The sequence below is a fragment of the Marasmitruncus massiliensis genome (genome assembly GCF_900186535.1).
Classification (GTDB): Bacteria; Bacillota; Clostridia; order Oscillospirales; family Ruminococcaceae; genus Anaerotruncus; species Anaerotruncus massiliensis_A.
This window is the reverse complement of record NZ_FYDE01000005.1, coordinates 1,350,083-1,368,835: the sequence shown is the minus strand read 5'-3', so window position 1 is coordinate 1,368,835 and position 18,753 is coordinate 1,350,083. Positions and strand designations below refer to the sequence as shown.

Annotated in this window: 16 protein-coding genes; 8 read left to right on the top strand and 8 right to left on the bottom strand. The window is 51.7% G+C overall.

All coding sequences use genetic code 11. The annotated features are described in order from the left end of the window. The first annotated feature begins 11 nt into the window (after positions 1-11). The 7 genes from citF to C1A10_RS14615 all read left to right on the top strand — a co-directional run bounded on the left by citF (position 12) and on the right by C1A10_RS14615 (position 8,651). Entirely contained in the window at positions 12-1,553 is a 1,542-nt protein-coding gene (gene citF / locus C1A10_RS14640; RefSeq protein ID WP_101910957.1) for a citrate lyase subunit alpha, read from the top strand. Positions 1,554-1,559: 6 nt separating this feature from the next. After that, the gene (locus tag C1A10_RS14635) at positions 1,560-3,836 is read left to right on the top strand and encodes a hydratase (RefSeq protein WP_101910956.1); all 2,277 of its coding nucleotides are present in this window, start codon (positions 1,560-1,562) and stop codon (positions 3,834-3,836) included. A gap of 14 nt (positions 3,837-3,850) precedes the next feature. Next, a complete protein-coding gene (gene citC, locus C1A10_RS14630; protein WP_180951161.1) occupies positions 3,851-4,855 on the top strand; it encodes a [citrate (pro-3S)-lyase] ligase in 1,005 nt (334 codons plus the stop codon). Further along, positions 4,852-6,324: a triphosphoribosyl-dephospho-CoA synthase CitG gene (gene citG, locus C1A10_RS14625; protein ID WP_101910953.1), complete on the top strand. Its 1,473-nt coding sequence runs from the start codon at positions 4,852-4,854 to the stop codon at positions 6,322-6,324. The genes citC and citG overlap by 4 nt, the downstream gene beginning before the upstream one ends. A gap of 33 nt (positions 6,325-6,357) precedes the next feature. Beyond that, positions 6,358-6,825, top strand: a complete 468-nt coding sequence (locus C1A10_RS14620) for a phosphate-starvation-inducible PsiE family protein (RefSeq protein ID WP_101910952.1) — start codon at positions 6,358-6,360, stop codon at positions 6,823-6,825. Between the two features lie 163 nt (positions 6,826-6,988). Continuing rightward, positions 6,989-7,153, top strand: coding sequence for a hypothetical protein (locus C1A10_RS18575; protein ID WP_180951160.1), 165 nt, complete (start codon positions 6,989-6,991; stop codon positions 7,151-7,153). A 34-nt stretch (positions 7,154-7,187) separates the two neighbouring features. Continuing rightward, positions 7,188-8,651, top strand: coding sequence for a recombinase family protein (locus tag C1A10_RS14615; protein WP_101910951.1), 1,464 nt, complete (start codon positions 7,188-7,190; stop codon positions 8,649-8,651). A 57-nt stretch (positions 8,652-8,708) separates the two neighbouring features. On the opposite strand, the gene C1A10_RS14610 is transcribed toward C1A10_RS14615, so the two are convergent. The 8 genes from C1A10_RS14610 to C1A10_RS14575 all read right to left on the bottom strand — a co-directional run bounded on the left by C1A10_RS14610 (position 8,709) and on the right by C1A10_RS14575 (position 17,479). Beyond that, positions 8,709-9,116: an FMN-binding protein gene (locus C1A10_RS14610; protein ID WP_101910950.1), complete on the bottom strand. Its 408-nt coding sequence runs from the start codon at positions 9,114-9,116 to the stop codon at positions 8,709-8,711. Between the two features lie 216 nt (positions 9,117-9,332). After that, the gene (locus C1A10_RS14605; RefSeq protein ID WP_101910949.1) at positions 9,333-10,250 is read right to left on the bottom strand and encodes an ABC transporter permease; all 918 of its coding nucleotides are present in this window, start codon (positions 10,248-10,250) and stop codon (positions 9,333-9,335) included. Continuing rightward, the gene (locus tag C1A10_RS14600) at positions 10,247-11,317 is read right to left on the bottom strand and encodes an ABC transporter permease (RefSeq protein ID WP_101910948.1); all 1,071 of its coding nucleotides are present in this window, start codon (positions 11,315-11,317) and stop codon (positions 10,247-10,249) included. Before C1A10_RS14600 ends, C1A10_RS14605 begins: the two co-directional genes overlap by 4 nt. Next, the gene (locus C1A10_RS14595) at positions 11,314-12,840 is read right to left on the bottom strand and encodes an ABC transporter ATP-binding protein (RefSeq protein WP_101910947.1); all 1,527 of its coding nucleotides are present in this window, start codon (positions 12,838-12,840) and stop codon (positions 11,314-11,316) included. Before C1A10_RS14595 ends, C1A10_RS14600 begins: the two co-directional genes overlap by 4 nt. A gap of 81 nt (positions 12,841-12,921) precedes the next feature. Further along, complete coding sequence (locus C1A10_RS14590; protein WP_101910946.1) at positions 12,922-14,016, bottom strand: BMP family protein; 1,095 nt, start codon at positions 14,014-14,016, stop codon at positions 12,922-12,924. 184 nt (positions 14,017-14,200) lie between these two features. Continuing rightward, on the bottom strand, positions 14,201-14,947 hold the full coding sequence (locus C1A10_RS14585; RefSeq protein ID WP_341456939.1) for a response regulator transcription factor: 747 nt from the start codon (positions 14,945-14,947) through the stop codon (positions 14,201-14,203). Continuing rightward, positions 14,937-16,703 carry a sensor histidine kinase gene (locus tag C1A10_RS14580; protein WP_180951159.1) on the bottom strand — a complete coding sequence of 589 codons (1,767 nt, stop codon included), beginning with the start codon at positions 16,701-16,703 and terminating at the stop codon, positions 14,937-14,939. The genes C1A10_RS14585 and C1A10_RS14580 overlap by 11 nt, the downstream gene beginning before the upstream one ends. A 137-nt stretch (positions 16,704-16,840) precedes the next feature. Then, positions 16,841-17,479, bottom strand: coding sequence for a polysaccharide deacetylase family protein (locus tag C1A10_RS14575; RefSeq protein ID WP_242968943.1), 639 nt, complete (start codon positions 17,477-17,479; stop codon positions 16,841-16,843). 245 nt (positions 17,480-17,724) lie between these two features. On the opposite strand from C1A10_RS14575, the gene C1A10_RS14570 reads away from it, so the two are divergent. Further along, positions 17,725-18,720: an aldo/keto reductase gene (locus C1A10_RS14570; protein ID WP_101910943.1), complete on the top strand. Its 996-nt coding sequence runs from the start codon at positions 17,725-17,727 to the stop codon at positions 18,718-18,720. Positions 18,721-18,753: the final 33 nt, after the last annotated feature.

Here is an 18,753-nt window from a genome sequence, read left to right as displayed (position 1 = left end):
GAGCGAAAGAAATGAGCTTAGAACTTTCATCAATTCCCCATTTGGAGGAATTTTGCGCCTTAGGCGGTAGTTACAGCGACGAACAAAATCTGCAGCCCAAAGATGTGCGGACACTGGCGGAGCGTTCCCTGCACAGCAAAAAGCTGGTGAACGATCTGGATGAGGCTATCCGGCTGTCCGGTTTGCGGGACGGCATGACCATCTCCTTTCATCATCATTTTCGCGGCGGCGATTATATCATCAACATGGTGATGGCCAAGCTCGCGGAAATGGGCTTTAAGGATCTGGTCCTGGCGGCAAGCAGCCTGACCGACTGCCACTTTCCTCTCATGGACCACATCAAAAGCGGCGTCATCCGGCGCATTGAGACAAGCGGCCTGCGCGGCAAACTGGCGGATGCCATCAGCCACGGGCTGATGGATATCCCGGTGGTATTTCGCAGTCACGGCGGCCGCGCTTACGCGATAGAATCAGGCGAACTGGCAATTGACGTGGCGTTCCTCGGGGCACCCTCCTGCGACGCGTTCGGAAACGCAAACGGATATTCCCGTGAAGGCGACACCGGTATCATGTGCGGATCGATGGGGTACGCAAAGCAGGACGCCGAATACGCGAAAAAGGTCATCATCATCACCAATAATCTGGTTCCTTACCCGAACGCTCCGTTCGGAATTCCGGAATCGAATGTGGACTATGTCGTGCAGGTTCCGGAGATCGGAAATCCCGCCGGCATTATGAGCGGCGCGACCCGCTTTACCAAAAACCCGAAAGAGCTTCTGATTGCGGAATACGCCGCCAAAGTCATCGAAAACAGCGGTCATTTTTACGACGGTTTTTCCATGCAGATGGGTTCGGGCGGCGCTTCCCTCGCGACAATCCGCTTCCTGCGCGAGGACATGATCAAGCAAAACATCAAGGTGGGGTTTGCGCTCGGCGGAATTACCGGAAGCGTTGTGGAACTGCTGGAAGAAGGGCTGGTGCGCAAAATTCTGGACGTGCAGAGTTTTGACCTGCGCGCCGCCGAAAGCCTGAAGAACAACCGCTTCCATCAGCAGATTTCCGCAAGCTATTATGCCAGCCCGTCCAACCCCGGCACAGCCGTCAACCAGCTGGATGTCGTGGTGCTTTCCGCGCTTGAGGTGGACACCGGGTTCAACGTAAATGTGCTCACCGGAAGCGACGGCGTAATCCGCGGCGCAATCGGCGGCCACCCGGACACGGCGGCAGGCGCTAGCGTCTCCATTGTTGTGGCACCGCTCACGCGCGGCAGAATCCCCACCATTGTGAATCATGTAAACACCATTGTCACACCCGGGCGGAGTATTGACGTTGTGGTCACCGATCAGGGGATTGCGGTGAACCCGGCACGCCCGGATCTGAAAGACCGGCTCATTGCCGCCCGGCTGCCTGTCTGCTCGATTGATGAACTGCGGAGCAAGGCGGAAAAAATTGTGGGGAAAGCCGACCCGATCCTGTATACCGATAAAGTGGTAGGTATTGTGACCTACCGCGACAACAGCATTATCGATCTGATTTATGAGGTAAAGGAGTAGGCTGCTATGATCAAGATACATACAAACGGTGTCTTTCTGTCAGGCGGTTCCAGAATCATCGACGCAGACTGCAACGCGGAAGCTCAGCTGCGGAATCTGCACGGCAAAGCAGTTTCCATTGAGGAAGCCAAAAAAGGAACAATTTCCTACTCCATCCTGAAACATCACAACCGTTCCTCCGGCATGGATAAGCTGCAGATCACGTTCGACGCGCTTGCCAGCCATGACATTACTTATGTCGGCATTATCCAGACCGCGAAAGCCAGCGGCCTGGAGAAATTCCCGGTTCCCTATGTGCTGACAAACTGCCACAACTCCTTATGCGCGGTGGGCGGGACCATTAACGAGGATGACCACATGTTCGGTTTGTCCGCGGCAAAAAAATACGGAGGGATTTACGTCCCCCCGCATTTGGCGGTGATTCACATGTACATGCGCGAGATGATGGCCGGGTGCGGAAAGATGATTCTGGGAAGCGACAGCCATACCCGTTACGGGGCGCTGGGGACTATGGCAATCGGTGAAGGCGGCGGCGAACTGGTCAAACAGCTGCTCTGCAACACCTACGACATCAATTATCCGCGTGTTGTAGCGGTTTATCTCACCGGTGCGCCCCGTCCGGGAGTCGGGCCGCAGGACGTGGCGCTCGCAATGATCGGCGCGGTGTTTGAAAAAGGGACGGTGAAAAACAGCGTTATGGAGTTTGTGGGCCCGGGAATTTCCAGCCTGCCGACCGATTACCGCTGCGGCATTGACGTTATGACCACCGAGACCGCCTGTCTGTCCTCCATCTGGGAAACGGATGAGGACACCCGCGAGTTTTTTGAAGTCCACGGGCGTCCGGAGGATTACGCCCCGCTGCACCCTGCCGGTGTGGCTTATTACGACGGACTGATCGAGGTCGATCTTTCAAGCATAAAGCCTATGATTGCCCTGCCGTTCCATCCGTCAAATGTCTACGAGATTGATACGCTGAATCAAAACGCCGGAGATATCCTGCGTGAAGCGGAAAGACAGACACAGGCTGCCCTGAAAGGGCTCCGCCTGACCGATAAGATCAAAAACGGACGTTTACAGGTGGAACAGGGCGTGATTGCCGGATGCGCGGGCGGCACTTATACCAATGTAATGGCGGCGGCCTCCATCCTTCGCAGGCACAGCATCGGGAACGGAGAATTTTCCCTCTCGGTTTATCCGTCAAGCCAGCCGGTGATGCTGGAACTGGTGAAAAACGGCGCGATTTCCGAACTGATGCAGGCGGGCGCAACGGTGCGTTCCGCGTTCTGCGGACCCTGCTTCGGCGCGGGGGATGTACCGGCGAACGGCGCTCTCTCCATCCGGCACACGACCCGCAACTTCCCGAACCGGGAGGGCAGCAAACCTTCCGGAAATCAGGCTGCGGGCGTGGCCCTGATGGATGCCCGCTCGATCGCGGCCACGGCGCTTCACGGCGGCCTGCTGACGCCGGCTACCGAGCTTGATGAGGTGAAATATGACCACTCCGGCTATTATTTTGACCAGAAGCCATATCATAACCGCGTTTATAACGGATTTGGCAAACCTGACCCGGCCGCCGAACTCAAGTACGGCCCCAATATCATTGACTGGCCGAAAATAAATCCGATGCCGGAACATCTCCTGCTGAAGGTCGTCAGTTTCATTACCGACCCCGTTACCACCACCGACGAACTGATTCCCTCCGGTGAAACCTCTTCCTATCGTTCCAACCCGCTGGGGCTCGCGGAATTTACCCTCTCCCGCAGGGACCCGTTATATGTGGCAAAAGCAAAAACGGTGCAGGCAATGGAAAAGGAACGCGCCGGCGGACATGTCCCCGAAGAACTGCGGGTCGTGTTTGCGGAAATTCAGGCAGCGGAAATCGTCGGAATCCATACGGAAAATACCGGCCTTGGTTCGGTCATCTACGCCGTCAAGCCGGGGGACGGCTCCGCCCGCGAGCAGGCCGCAAGCTGCCAGCGCGTTTTGGGCGGTGCGGCCAACATCGCCAGAGAATACGCGACCAAGCGCTACCGCTCCAATCTGATCAACTGGGGGATGGTTCCCTTTGTTCTGGAGGAGCCGCCCCTGTTTGAAAACGGCAGCTACCTGCTCGTTCCCTATATCCGCGATGCGATTCTGTCCGGTACTTCCTCCATCCAGGCCTATCTTGTCGGTAACCCGTTCCAGCCGTTCACCATGCGCGTGGCGGAACTGACTCCCGATGAGAAGCGGATTCTGCTTGCGGGATGCCTGATCAATTTCAACAGGCAAAACCGCTCTTAAACAGGAGAACATCTATGGAAACAATTGTCATGGCGCCGGCTGCCGGCCGGAAAAAAGCGGACGTCATCCGGTTTTTAGACCGCCTTTCCCTCAGTTTTGACCCGAAGGTACAGGTTACAGTCCTCCTCGAAGAAGACGGCGAACTGCTGGCAACCGGCTCGCGGGACAAAAATCTCCTGAAGTGCATTGGTGTTTCCCCTGAAAGGCGGGGGGAAGGTCTGGCCGCGGCTGTTATGACAGTGCTGGTTCAGGATGCAATCGCGGCCGGATTTTCTCATCTGTTTTTGTTTACAACACCGTCGAATCAGGAGCTGTTTTCAGGGCTGGGCTTCTATCCCATTGCCGTAACCGGTGACGTTCTGCTGATGGAAAATCAAAAAAACGGCGTGCGGGATTTTGTGGCTTCTTTCGCCGTTCCGGATACCAAAGGCATCACCGGCGCAATTGTGGCCAACGCAAACCCGTTTACAAACGGGCACCTGTATCTGGTCGAAACTGCCGCAAGCCAATGCGGCACGTTGCATCTGTTCATTCTTTCGGAAGAGCAGAGTACCTTTCCTTTCGAAGTCCGCATGGAACTCGCGCAAAAAACGGCGGCGCGGTTCCCGAATGTGTTCGTGCACCCCACCGGGGAATATCTGATTTCCTCCGCGACCTTCCCCAATTATTTTCTGAAAGACAAATCCAGAACGGCGGAAGTCAACTGTGCGCTGGATTTGGAGGTTTTCTGCAAATGCTTTGCCAAGCCGCTCCATATCACGCGCCGCTACGTCGGGGAGGAACCTTTTTGCCCGGTGACAGCCCGTTACAATCAGGCCCTGCGGGAAACCCTTCCCGGAAACGGAATTGAACTGATTACGATTCCGCGCAGGGAAGAGAACGGGCTGGCCGTCAGCGCTTCTCAGGTACGGCGGCTGCTTGCAGAAGGAAAGCTCGAAGAAATTCGTCCCCTCGTACCCGAACCCACATTTTCTTATTTGGCTTCCCTCAAAAATTCCCCGGAAAGGAACCCTCTATGATGATACCGGAACTGTCAGGCTGTGAACCCGTAGCGTTGGAGGAAATGCTGGACGCGCGCGAAGCGCGCGTGCGCCGCCAACAGCAACTCCTGAAGCAATGGCAGGGTTCGCTGATCTGCCTGACTCTTAATATCGCGGGACCGTATAAAGCATTTTCTCTGGCAATTCAGACGTTCCGCGAGGCTGTCTCACAGATCACCGAACTTTTACAGGAGAAAAAAACGCCTGTCGCCCATTTTGAGCAGCAGCTGAATAAAACCGGGCCAACAGCTTTTTTCTCGGTTCAGGAAGACGCCCGTAAAGTAAAGCAGTGGATGACCCGGCTCGAAGAAGGATGCCCGCTTGGGCGCATCTTTGATATTGATGTTTTGAAATCCGATGGAAGTAAGATTTCGCGCGTGGAGGTTGGCTTTGCAGAGCGAAAATGCCTGATCTGCGATCAGGCGGCGGCTGTCTGCGCGCGAAGCCGCGCTCATACGGTTGACAAACTGACTGTACATACGATCTCCGTCATGAAGCGCTATTTCGGGGAAACCGTCTGCGACCGGATTGCCGCGTGCGCTGTCCGCGCATTGCTCTACGAGGTGGCCGTAACCCCCAAACCCGGGCTTGTAGACCGCAGCAACAACGGATCGCATCAGGATATGGATTTCTATCTGTTTCTTGACAGTACGGCAGCGCTCCTCCCCTACTTCCGCGAATCGGCACGGCTTGGATTCCGGTTTGCCGGTACACCATCCGAGCTGTTTTCGAAACTTCGTCTTCTCGGAGTGGAAGCGGAACGCGCCATGCACGCCGCAACAAACGGCGTCAACACCCATAAAGGCGCCATTTTTCTGCTCGGAATTCTCGTGGCGGCCGGCGGCCGCCTGCTAAGAGAAGGGCAGCAGATGTCGGAAGAAAAGATGTTCTCTTTGAGTGCACAGATTGCCGCCTGCGCGCTCGATGATTTCAAGACCATAACAGCACAAAGCGCAAAAACCGCCGGGGAGCGCCTTTTTATCCAATATGGGCTGACCGGCGTACGCGGAGAAGCCGCAGGCGGCTTTCCATCTGTCAAAGACTTCGCCCTGCCGGTCCTGAAAAAGACTTTGGCGGACGGATACAGCAAAGACGAGGCGGGAACAGCCGCGCTTCTTTCCTTAATGGCAAATGTCAGTGACAGCACTTTGATCCATCGCTCCAGTCTCAGCGTCCAGCACAAGTTCAGTCAAGTGATCGGAAGACTGCTGCAAAGACGGCAAACCGTTCAGGAACAAACCGCCTCCGCATGGCAGCTCGATACATTTATGCGCCAGCAGAACCTGAGCGCAGGAGGCTGCGCGGACCTGCTGGCCTGCGCATGGATGACTTTATTTCTGGAGGACATCTGGAAAATCCCCGCAGGCAGCACGACTGCATATACGGTTTTTCGTTCTGCGATTGGCTCCGCCTCCATCTCTATCATGAAAAGCCACAAACCGGAATGACCTGCTTAAGTATCTTTACAGGCAGAAGGGAGCATGGTTTTGCATCAAATCATCAGAAAAAAATCACAGCAAGGGTTACAAATTGCTGCGGCAATTTTTGAAGGGGCCCTTTCGTGGGTGGTATTTGCGGGAATCACCATCTGCGGTTTTTGCCTGCTGAAAAAATATTTCTGCATTCCCTCTCCGCTCATCGGTCCCAGCGGGCTGCAGAACTTTTTAGCGGACCTGCTGATCCTTGTAATCGGAATTGAATTTATCAAAACATTCCTGAACCGTACGCCGGAGTCGATTATGGAAATCCTGCTGTTTGCCATTACGCGTCAGGTCGTGCTGAGCCATGGGAGTCTGATGGAAACGCTTGCGGGCTGCGCGGCCGTAATTCTGTTGTTGTCGGCGCATCATTTTTGGGAAACCTTGCAGATGAGACAGTCAGCGGCGGCAACCGTAAAAATGCTGGATATCACTTCTGACGGTATGCAGCACGCTCCGCTGCACGAATAAATCGGACAACTTTTTTACATTGATTTTTACTTTATAAGAAGCCCACAGCCTTTAATCCGGCTGTGGGCTTCTTCTTGCTGTGCTTTTTATCTTTTTCAGGAGGAAGGTAAAGTTCCCATAGATTGTTACATACAATTGAACTAGCACAGCAGGAGGCGGCGGTATGACGGTAAAGCATATTCATCCCGGTTATCCGGACGAAAACACAAGAAAACAGCAGATCAGCGCCGTCTATTGTGAACTGTGCCAACTTCTGCAGGGAAAGGAAAGCCCGTCGTCTCATGTAACTGCTCGGTCCCCCAAAAAACAAAGGCGGAAAACTCCGTAACGTTCATCAATGTTGCCGGGGGGAGGTACACACTTTGACAGCAATCTACGCGCGGCAGTCTGTAGACAAAAAGGACAGTCTTTCCATTGAGGGGCAAATTGAGCTGTGTCGGAGTGAATGTATCGGGGATGCGTTCATGATATATAAGGACAAGGGATTTTCCGGGAAAAATACGCACCGTCCTTCCTTTGAAAAAATGATTGACTCTGTGAAAGCAGGACGGATTCAAAAAGTGGTGGTCTACCGGATGGATCGGTTCAGCCGTTCCATAGCGGATTTCGGACGAATTTGGGAGATTTTTCAGAGCAAAGATGTTGAGTTCGTATCCATCAATGAAAAATTTGACACCTCAACCCCCATGGGGCGCGCCATGCTGTACATCATTATGGTATTCGCCCAACTGGAACGAGAAACCATCGCGGAACGCATCCGGGATAATTACCAGCAAAGAATATTACGCGGGGAATGGGCGGGAGGCAGTGCGCCTTTCGGATTTGATCTCGGCAGGGTCACGGAGGAAACCGGGAAAAAATCCCCCGCCCTGATCCCCAACCGGCAATGTGAAATCGTAAAACGCATCTTCGAAACATACGCTTTGCCGGGGACCTCGCTGAGCACAGTCGCAAAAGAGCTGAATGAAGAAGCAATTCCCTGCGGGAAAAGGCCCGCCTGGGACAGTGTTTCCGTTTCAAGGATTCTGCACAACACCGCCTATGTGCAGTCGACAACAGCAGTCCGGGATTATTTCGCTTCACAGGGAATCAGGGGACTTCCCCCTGAGGAGGCATTTGACGGAACCTCCGCCTGCCGGATTGAAGGCAGGCGTGACCGTGCAAAAAGCCGATATACGCAGCCGGAGGAACAGCGGGTTATCATTCTCAACCACAAAGGAGTGATCCCCGCCGATCTGTGGCTGAACTGCCAATATAAGCTTTGTCATAACCGGCAGATTCAAAATACCGGAAAAGGGAAACACACCTGGCTGAGCGGGCTGCTCAAATGCGCCAGCTGCGGTTACAGCGCCAAGGTATCCGTCAGCAAAGGACGGAAATACCTGTCCTGTACCGGACGCAGCAACTACAGGATTTGCAGCCAGTCTTTCCGGCTCTCCATCATAGAAATTGAGCACGCAGTCTCCGAAGAAGTCAAAGCGCTCTTCTCCGGCTGTGCCGGCACGGAACAGCCGGGCGATACCGGCCAGCGGCTTCGGGAGGATTTATCCGCTGTCGAAACCAAAATCTGCCGTTTAATCGGTGCCCTTGCCGAAGGGAATTCCGTTTCAGTAAAGTACATAAATGCCGAACTGCTGCGGCTCGACCAACAGAAACAATCCCTGCGAGAACAGATAAAACAACTGGAACGTTTGGAGTTTAAAAAGGAACCGGCAAAGTTTGACTTTGAAAAGCTGCAATTTGAAGAGAAAAAGGCAGTCGCTTTCAGAATCATTGAAAAAATTCTGCTGTCATCCGACAGCCTGGAAGTCATCTGGAAACTGTAAAAGAACCGTTTCAGCTTCTGCCGAAACGGTTCTTTCCTATGCGCCATAGTTAAGTCTTTATTGTTGTTTTTGCGAAACCGCGTTTTCAACGGCTTTTAAGATCACCCTGCTGGAGTTTGTCGCTCCGGAAACAGTATCAACCGACAGGCTTTGCTCTTGCAGAACTGCATCAATGATTGTTTCGGCCGGAGCGCCCCGTTCGTTCCGGTGCTCCAAAATCTGAATATCCGTTGCTTTTCCGTTCTCCACAGTCACCTGCACTTTGGCATAAATGAACTCCACATCGCAGTCCCCGATATAAACACCGTCCGCAACCTGACTGAAATCAACATCGCCGACCGCCAGCGTGTTAACCTCGTTTTTATAACTGGAAACCCTGTTCAGATAAGAGAACCCCCAGACAACGGCGATCAGCAAAAAAGCTGCCGCTGTACCGAACAGTATTGATTTCGCTCTTTTTGTCATATCCGATTCCTCCCCGCCTGGCTGTCTGAAACTTCAGGCAAAATAAAATTCCCTAAAAAAGTAGTTTCCGCTTTTCATATTACTTGACGAAACCATTTTCCGCAACTGTTTTTACAGAATCTATAAAATAAAACGGATTTCTTTTGACAAATTCACTCCGTCAAAAGAAATCTGTTTTTCATGCAAGGCACTGAGAATAACCGATCAGTATGCTCATCAGCTTTCCTTGCAATATGCAACGCCCAGTTTGGCAGGGACATTGAAGTTCCGCCGCGCAACGGTCAGCACGATCGTCAGGATGTAAGGCAGCGCGATAAACAGCTCATTCGGGAAATATCCGTTGCCGCCGATCGACTGCATATAAATCGCAACCGCTTCCGCAAGCCCGAACACGACTGTCCCGATCACAGCCCCTTTCGGATTCCAGTTTCCGAGGAAGCAGATTGCGAACGCAATCCAGCCTCTGCCTCCGATCATGTTGGTCGTAAACATTCCCAGATATCCGACGGAATAGAACGCACCCGCAAGCCCTCCTAAGACGCCCGCCGTCAGCACGGTCAAAAAGCGGACGGTATTCACATGAATGCCGGCGACGTCAACCGCTTCCGGGTTTTCGCCGGTGGAACGGATGGTCAGCCCGACGGATGTTTTATAAAGGACAATATATGCGATTGGGATTAAAAGATAGACAAAATAGGTCAAAGCATTCTGCTGAAAAAAGATCGGCCCGAGCACCGGTATTTGGGAAAGCAGCGGGATGCTCAGGCTTTGAAGCGGCGTTATTTTCAACGGAGACGTCGGTACTCCGAACAGTACCCTCTGAAAATAAGCACAAAATCCGGCCGCCAGGATATTCAGGGCGGTACCTGTCACAACCTGATGCTGCCGCATAAAAATGCTGATGCTGCCATAGATGGCGGCAACTGTCAGACCGCAGAGAATTGCAGTGAGCATTCCGATCCATGCGCTTCCGGTCAGGTAGGTCCCGACAAAGCCACCCCACGCGCCTACCAGAAAAATTCCTTCGATCGCGGTCACCATCATGCCGGAACGTTCCGCAATGACCTCCGCGATCGACCCCAGCATCAAGGGGGTACTCATCATTAATGCACGGCTCAACAAACTGATCATCATTTTTCCACCGCCTTCTGCAATTCGCGTTTTTTCCTTTGACGATCCAGATAAGTTCTTGCAAAGTAAGAAATGATCACGAATGTCATGACAAATCCCTGCATCAGATCGATAATGCTGGACGGGACATTCACCCCAGGCATCCGTCCCATCAGGTTCCCCGCCACATTTAGCGCTCCGAAAAGCAGGGACGCAAAGATAATCCCAATTGGGTTCGCGTTTGCCAGGATTGCGATTCCAAGCCCGGCGGAGCCGACATCCGGATTAAAGTTCTGTATCAGCATGTGCTGCACGCCGTTTACTTCGGTGAACCCCGCCATTCCGGCCAGAGCGCCGCTGATGAAGAATGCGGCGACATAGATTCTGCCGGAATTGATTCCGGACATCTGAGCCGCCGAGGCATTGCTGCCGACCGCCCGGATGCGATAGCCGAGCGGTGTTTTATAAAGCAGAATCCAAACGGCAACCGCGGTCAGCATCGCCAGCAGAAATCCGGCATGGAGCCTTGTACCCTTGATCAGGGTTGGAATCCAGCCGCTGTTTGAGATTGCGTCCGTCTGCGGATATTCTCCTTTTGATTCCTTTAAAAAAGTGCGAAGCAGATAATTCATAACTGCAAGTGCCACATAGGTTGACATCATGCTGACCAGAAATTCGTTGGCGTGATACCGCGCTTTTAAAAAGCCGATCAGCCCGCCGACAACCCCTCCCGCAAGGAAGGTGAGCACACACACAACAACCAGTAAAACAGGGGTCGGAACCACTCCGTCCAGTTTCAGGGAAACAGCAACCGCAACAATTGCGCCCATATAGAACTGCCCCTGCGCGCCAATATTAAACAGGTTCGCCTTGAAGGTAAAGGCGAACGCCAATGCCGTAAAGATGAGCGGCGTTGCTTTCAGAAAGACGTCTCCGAGGGTATACTTATCTGTTACCATTGTTACTACTGCCTGCTTAAAGACAATCAGCGGATTAATCTTCAAAAAGAGCAGCAGTATTCCGCTTAAAAACAGGCCGGCAAAAACAGCCAGCAGGTTTGTTACGATTAAATCCCTTAATTTCGCATTCATCCCTTCGCCGCCTCTCTTTTCGCAGAATATCCGGCCATTAAAAGTCCTATTTTCTCGGTATTGAGTTCATCGCCGCTATAAATTCCCATAAAGGAGCCTTTATACATCACCGCGATTCTGTCACACAGCTTGAAGATTTCCGACAGTTCCGTGGATACCAGCAGGATGCTTTTTTTATGTTTTTGTTCTTCCAAAATGGTGGTATGGATGTTATTGATGGCGCCGAGGTCAAGCCCTCTGGTGGGCTGGTTCAGAATCAGCAGCGCGCCGGCGTGCCCGACTTCCCTTGCCAACAGGGCCTTCTGCTGATTTCCACCCGAGAGACCCTTGGCTTGTGCATCCGGCCCAGGCGCTTTAATCATAAAATCGCTGATTGCCTGTTTGGTATAATCGCTGAGTTTTTTCCTGTCAATCAATCCGTGCCGGGTCCATTTTGCGTCATAGCTCGATTTCAGCATCATATTTTCGGCAAGCGTCATGTCCATCACCATCGCGTCGCGGTGGCGGTCCACCGGCACATAGCCGATTCCTTTTCCAATCCGGCCGCGGATGGATAAATGGGTGATATCCTGCCCATCCAGGCTGATGGTTCCGGTATCCGCTTTTAAAGCGCCCCAAATCACCTCGCACAGTTCTTCCTGCCCGTTTCCGCTGACGCCCGCGATTCCGAAAATCTCGCCCTCATGGATTTCAAAGGAGATGTCTTTTAAAACGGGAGTTTCGCCTTTTTTTTCAACCGTTATGTTTTTTACGGATAACCGTACCTTTTGCCCCGAATGTTCCTGCCGGTCCTTTTCCGGCATGACGAGCTCCCTGCCGATCATCAGACGGGAAAGCTCCCCTTCATTTGTCTCCGACGCGTTCAGATCGCCGCAGACCTCCCCGTTGCGCATAACAATAATCCGGTTGGCGACATCCATGACTTCTTTCAGTTTGTGCGTAATAAAAATGACGGAATTGCCTTTCGCAACATAATCCTTCACAAAGTCCATCAGCTTTTGGGACTCCTGCGGGGTGAGGACCGCTGTCGGTTCGTCCATAATCAGCAGTTTGGCGTTCAGGTACAGTGCCTTGATAATTTCAACCTTCTGCTGGACACCCACATCCAATTCGCTGATTTTCGCATCCACCGGAATCTCAAACCCATACTGGTCCGCAAGCCGTTTGACTTCGCTTTCGCATTTTTTATAATCGATTTTCCCGTGTACGCTGCCCAGGATGATATTTTCTGTGACCGTATGGGCGGGGACAAGCGAAAAATGCTGCTGGATCATGGAAATCCCAAGCGCCATCGCGTCCTTCGGGCAGGTGATCTTCTGCTCCCTGCCTTCCATCAGGATTTTGCCCGCATCGGCTTTATAAAGCCCGTAGAGGATCTTCATAATGGTACTTTTGCCCGCGCCGTTTTCTCCCAGGAGAGCCAGGACTTCACCGCGCTGGATAGAGAAAGAGATGTCTTTATTCGCAACAACTCCGGTAAAATATTTGGAAATATTCCGCAATTCGAAAAAAGGTGCTTGCATTCTCATCACTCCCCGGCTGTTTTCTCCGGATTTGCGAATGGCACTCATAAGAGTGCCATTCGTTTCCGTTTTTATGACTGATTATTTTGCGAACATCGCTTTCAGGTCAACCTTGCCGTCTTTAAAGTTCTGAATCCCCGCGTCCACAGCGTCCTTGGTTTCCTGCGAAATGCTGTCGGTGTAAACCGGTTTGAAGATATCTTCATTAATGCCTGCCTCGTGCACCGTATTGCCGGTCAGCGTTCCGTCCATATACTGCATAATCGACCATACATAGAACGTTTCGAAATCAAACACCACAGAAGCAACGACTGTGTTCGGGTCGATGGTTGTTTGGTCACTGGAGAAGCCGATTACCTTCGCGCCCTTCTGCTTCGCCGCTTCGATGCTGCCAAGGCCCACCTCGTTCGCGTATACGAACAGGGTGTCGGCGCCGTTGTCAATCATCTGTTCCGCCATCTGCTTTCCAAGCGCCACGTCGTCCCAGCTGTTCGCATAGGCTCTGGTCGCCTTGGAATCCGCAATGCCGCGCTCTTTGGCGATTGCGACCGCATTGGTCTCATAGACATCCATCAGGTGTTCCATCGGCTCATTCGGGAATCCGCCGATGGTGGCGAAGCTTCCGTTTGTCGTGACATTGCCCGCGATGATCGAGGCGAGATAGCTTGCTTCATATTCCTTCGGGAAGATCGGGGCAACATTGTCGCCGTCGCATTTGGAACCGTTCACGACACAGAAAGTCGTATCCTTGTAGTTTGGAGCGACATTTGCAACCGCCTCGTCAAACTGGGAACCTGCAGCCATGACCAAATCGTATCCTCTTTCCGCATATTCCCTCAGGGTCGACTCGAAATCGGAGGCCTGCACGTTTTCCACATATTCCATCTTGGTTCCGAGATTCTGGTTACAGGCTTCCAGCCCGGCATAGTTTGTGGCATTCCAGCTCTGGTCGTTGATAGGTCCGGGCAGCAGCAATACGATTTTGTAGTCTTCCGCGTTCTTTCCTGTGGCGGACGACGGAGCCTCGCTTGCACCCTGCGAGCTCTCGGCCGCGCTTTGGGAACTTGCGGGAGCGCTCTGCGAGCCCGCGGTTTGTGCGGAGCTTCCGCATGCACCCAACAGGGTGGTTGACGCAACCAGCAGCGCCGCCAACAGCATACTCAGTTTCTTTTTCATTCTTCATTCCTCCTGCTATCATAAATTCATATTGCACATCTCCGGCTTTTCAGCTTTGAGATTGAACAAACTTCTGTCCGCCAGATAAACCAAGCTTCCAAGCTTAGAATATGTTCTATGAATCAATTATAAAGAGCAGAAAAAATGAAAACAATGATTCAAAATTGCCATTTGGTTTAAAATATTACTCAGTATCGGCGTTTTTCCCGTTTCTGAATTCCATAGGTGTCATGCCGCACAGCTTTTTAAACGTGCTGCTGAAATATTTTGTATCGCCGAATCCGACCAGTTCGGCAACGTCGGACACCTTATATCGAACGTCCCGCAGATATTCCTTTGCTTTTTCGATCCTGTATTCAGTTATAAATTCGGACAGGTTTTTCCCGGTATGCTTTTTGAAGAGCTTGCAAAGATAATTAGGCGACAGATACAGTTTGTCCCCGACATCCCTGAGCGTCATCTTCTTCGCGTAGTTGCTTTCCACATACTGGATTGCTTTCGCCACCGCAAGATTGGATACCTCAACAGGTTCCTTCTCTCCACGGGATTCCTCCTCATCCGCAATTTGATCTGATTCCAATTCTTCCTCCAGCTTCATCAGAATGGAAATGACCTCCCGTGGGTTGGTAGGCTTGGTCAGATATCTGCGTACCCCCATTTCAATTGCCTTTTGCGCGTAGGAAAAATTGCTGTATCCGCTGAGAATGATGATCTGTACCTGCCCGTTGATTTCCCGGATTCTTCTGATGAGTTCAAGTCCGGAAATTTCGGGCATTTTGATATCCGTTATCATCACATCCACGCGGTTTTCACGCAGATATTCAAACGCCGATTCCGCGTCTCCGAACACGACCGGCATTTCCCACTGCTGATAGGAGCTTAACAGTTTTAACAGCCCGTTGCGAATTTTTGCCTCGTCATCAACGATCATAATTTTCACTGCCGATTCCCCCTTCCCTGTGTGGAATGCGGATAATAATTTTCGTACCTTTTCCGGGAGCACTTTCAATTTCCAGACCATATTCGTCGCCGTAATGAAGCTGTATCCGTTTGTGCACGTTCCTGACACCGATGTTGGTGAACCCCTCATCCTCATGGTCGATATGATGCATAATCCGTTCTAAGGTCTCCTGATCCATCCCCTTCCCGTTATCAGATACTTCGATATAGATGATTCCGTTGGATTCCCTGCCTTCAATTCGGATCAGCCCGCCCTGCTTCATCGGTTCTATCCCGTGCGTAATGGCATTTTCGACAATCGGCTGGAGCATCAGCTTTGGTACAAGGCAGGTTATGAGGGCTACCGGGATTTCAATCTCATACTGCAGCTTTTCTTCCAGACGGTTTTTCTGGATGCGAAGATAGCTTACGACATATCGCATCTCCTGCTCGAGCCTGACCATGCTGCTATGCTGATCCACGCTGTATTTCATCAGGTCGCCAAGGGCGATAATGATGTCGCTGACGTCATACGCGCCTCTGTCAATTGCCATCCAGTTGATGGAATCCAGCGTATTATAGAGAAAATGGGGATTAATCTGGGACTGCAGTGCCTTGATCTCCGCATTTTTCTGCGCGATTTTTTCCTGATACACCTCATTGATCAGCGTATCAATTTTCTTTGCCATATAGTTAAAGGAGCTGATCAGCCTGCCGATTTCGTCTCTGCGTTCGGTTTTTATCTGTTGGGAAAAATCTCCCGCCTGCAGCCGCCGCATGGCCTCGGACAGCTGCTGCAAGGGTTTTGTCATGGTGTAGGAAATCGCCATAATGATCATCGACACGCCGAAAGTGCACAGAATAACAAACGCTTTAATCAGCTGGAGCAGTTCTTTGGTTTGTGTAAAAATATTATCCTTTGCGATCACCGAAAAAGTCTCCCAGCCCGTAACCCCATTATACTGGCCGCAAACATAATAGTCCTTTCCCTGCCAGTTCATTTCAAATCTGCGGTTTCCCAGGTCAAATTCCGCGGCAATCAGATCCACCCACTGCGAATCGATGAGTTTGTTGCTGCAGATCACTTCCCATTTCTTATCGATAATAAAGGTGTATTGATTCTGATAGGTATTGTAATTGTTCAGCAGCATACTGCTGAAACTGTCCGGGTCCAGTTCGATCAGCAAAATCCCTTCTGTTTTTTCTGTCGCCGGGTTCACAATCGCACTTGCCACAGAGATGACCTGCTTTCCAACTTCATCCCGTTTCCCCGAAAGTTCGTCAACCATCCCAAGCCAGACTGCCTGTCCATTTTTTTGTGATACCGCTTGAAAAATGCCGCTCAGACGATCCGCTCCCTGCAAGCCTTTCGCCCCTCCGTCCTGATCATAGAGAATCCCGCTCTCATCCAGTATCATCACATTGGTGATTGCGGAAAAAGAATTTGCCATGAAATGGAAATATTCTGAAAAATAGGCCGATTTATCATATGCCAGATTTCTGTTATCAAGATAATTACGAAGCACATGGCTGCTGACTGTATTTTCAATCTGCCTTGTCATATAGCGGACCTTATCGTTGATATTAATATCAATCCTGTTGACAAGATCGGCCATATCACTTTTCTTATTGCTCATGACAATTTCTGAAGCATACTGATGAGAATAATACCCGATCAAAGTTCCCTGCACGATTGCGACAACTATAAAAATGAGGATCAGTTTTGCCCGAAAAGATATCTTCCACATTTTTCGATCCCTCTTTTTTATTTTTTCATCATCATATCTATTTTTCTTAAAATGTGCAAGACAAAAACCATGTTTTCCCGCAAGCATCCTTTTTCAAAGTATATCCCGCACGCCGCACGCCATCATTCTCATGCGGTTTAATCCCCGATTGCAAAGGGGTTTGAATTTGTATAGCCAATATCATTTGACCATTGGATGACTTCCCATCCGAGTGCCCGCGCGGCGGATACCACCAGGTTGTTATAAGAGCCGGAAGGCGGCCGGAATAGATGAATCTCCTGCCCGGAAACATCTTCGATTTTTCGCCTGGACGCATTCAGCTCCGCCGTAATCTGCTCGCGGGTCTGCCGTGCCATATCCGGGTGGGTGTCTGAATGGCTCCCGAGCTCATGTCCCGCGTCCGCAAGTTTTCGGACCGCGTCCGGATATTTGTCACACCAGTCCCCGACTATAAAAAAGGTCGCCTTGATGTTCCTGTCCTCTAAAATCTGCAGCAGCTGGTCGACGTCGCTGTCATCCCAGGCGCAGTTAATGGTCAGCGCCATTTGTTTTTCCGGCGTATTGACCGAATAAATCGGCAGTTCCCGCGGGACCGCGTTCGTGCGGATCGCGGTTTTTACAGTGCCAAGCAGACAGCATACCACTGCCAGCGTCACCGCCAGAACCAGTACGAACCTTTTCCCTGTATATACGGCAAACATCATCATCACCTCATGACAGTCTATGAAAGCGGTTCCGCGTTTATGGCTGACAGCAAAATTCCGGGCATCGTCCAATAAAAACAGCCTTTTTGAGTTGCAGGCAAGACATCCTACGTGTTATAATAACCGCAGAACAAACAGCGAAGCTGTTTGTGGCCGCGCTTTGCGTGGTCAGCGACGCTGATGCGCCGCGCTGCGGATGTTAAACCATAATCCAGCCGACAATGTCGGCTGTCGCCGCGCTGCGGCGAATCAAACCATAAACTGGTTTGTAATTATGGTATAATAAAACCGGACTAAAAAGTAATGGAGGTTTTGACATGGAGTATCGTGAAATCGGACATTCCGGGCTAAAGGCTTCGGCCCTCTCCCTTGGCGCCTGGGCAATCGGCGGCGGGGAATGGTGGGGCGATAATGATGATGAGGTGTCTATCCGGTCCATCCGCCGTGCTCTGGACTTTGGTGTGAACCTTGTTGATACCGCGCCGGTATACGGATTTGGACACAGTGAAGAAGTCGTCGGACGGGCACTGGCCGGATACCATGATCAGGCGCTGATTTCCACAAAATGCGGCCTTTGGTGGGATGACAAGGAAGGCTCTTACCATTTTTCCCGCGACGGGCATGACGTTTATAAAAACACATCCGCCCGCTGCATCAAGGCCGGTATGGAGCAAAGCCTCAAACGGTTGCAGACCGATCATGTCGATGTTTTCATCACCCACTGGCAGTCCGTGCCGCCATTCGTCACGCCGATTGCGGAAACCATGGGCGCTCTGATGGATCTGAAAAAAGAGGGAAAGCTGCGCGCAATCGGCGCTTCCAACATTTCTTTAGAGCAGGTCAAAGAGTATATGAAATACGGGCAGCTGGATTTGATTCAGCAAAAATACAGCATGCTCGACCGCGCCGGGGAAAAAGAACTGATCCCGTTCTGCGAGGAAAACGGCATCACCTTCCAATGTTATTCCCCGATGGAACGCGGCGCGCTCACCGGGAAGTTCCAGCTTGGATATGAACCGCCCAAAGGCAGCTCCCGCGAGACCATCCAGTGGCTCAAATCCGACCGTCTGCCGCTCGTACTCGAACTGCTGGACGAGATCAAGCCGTTGTGTGAAAAATACGGCTGCTCCCTGCCCCAACTGGTGATTGCCTGGACGGCAAAGAGAAGCGGCAGCTTCAATGTCATCTGCGGCGCACGCACCCTGCCGCAGGTAGAGGACAATTTCCCGGCGGGAGCGCTTTCGCTGTCGGATGAGGATTTTAAAAAGATTGACGAGCTTTCCAAAGCAGCGATCGCAAAAGCAGGCGACTGAATCATGAATCCGAAAAACACCCTTCATTGTAAT

Coding starts and splice junctions, on each gene's coding strand:
- citF (WP_101910957.1), top strand. CDS start 12: ATGAGCTTAGAACTTTCATCAATTCCCCATTTGGAGGAATTTTGCGCC.
- C1A10_RS14635 (WP_101910956.1), top strand. CDS start 1,560: ATGATCAAGATACATACAAACGGTGTCTTTCTGTCAGGCGGTTCCAGA.
- citC (WP_180951161.1), top strand. CDS start 3,851: ATGGAAACAATTGTCATGGCGCCGGCTGCCGGCCGGAAAAAAGCGGAC.
- citG (WP_101910953.1), top strand. CDS start 4,852: ATGATGATACCGGAACTGTCAGGCTGTGAACCCGTAGCGTTGGAGGAA.
- C1A10_RS14620 (WP_101910952.1), top strand. CDS start 6,358: ATGGTTTTGCATCAAATCATCAGAAAAAAATCACAGCAAGGGTTACAA.
- C1A10_RS18575 (WP_180951160.1), top strand. CDS start 6,989: ATGACGGTAAAGCATATTCATCCCGGTTATCCGGACGAAAACACAAGA.
- C1A10_RS14610 (WP_101910950.1), bottom strand. CDS start 9,116: ATGACAAAAAGAGCGAAATCAATACTGTTCGGTACAGCGGCAGCTTTT.
- C1A10_RS14605 (WP_101910949.1), bottom strand. CDS start 10,250: ATGATGATCAGTTTGTTGAGCCGTGCATTAATGATGAGTACCCCCTTG.
- C1A10_RS14600 (WP_101910948.1), bottom strand. CDS start 11,317: ATGAATGCGAAATTAAGGGATTTAATCGTAACAAACCTGCTGGCTGTT.
- C1A10_RS14595 (WP_101910947.1), bottom strand. CDS start 12,840: ATGCAAGCACCTTTTTTCGAATTGCGGAATATTTCCAAATATTTTACC.
- C1A10_RS14590 (WP_101910946.1), bottom strand. CDS start 14,016: ATGAAAAAGAAACTGAGTATGCTGTTGGCGGCGCTGCTGGTTGCGTCA.
- C1A10_RS14585 (WP_341456939.1), bottom strand. CDS start 14,947: ATGATCGTTGATGACGAGGCAAAAATTCGCAACGGGCTGTTAAAACTG.
- C1A10_RS14580 (WP_180951159.1), bottom strand. CDS start 16,703: ATGTGGAAGATATCTTTTCGGGCAAAACTGATCCTCATTTTTATAGTT.
- C1A10_RS14570 (WP_101910943.1), top strand. CDS start 17,725: ATGGAGTATCGTGAAATCGGACATTCCGGGCTAAAGGCTTCGGCCCTC.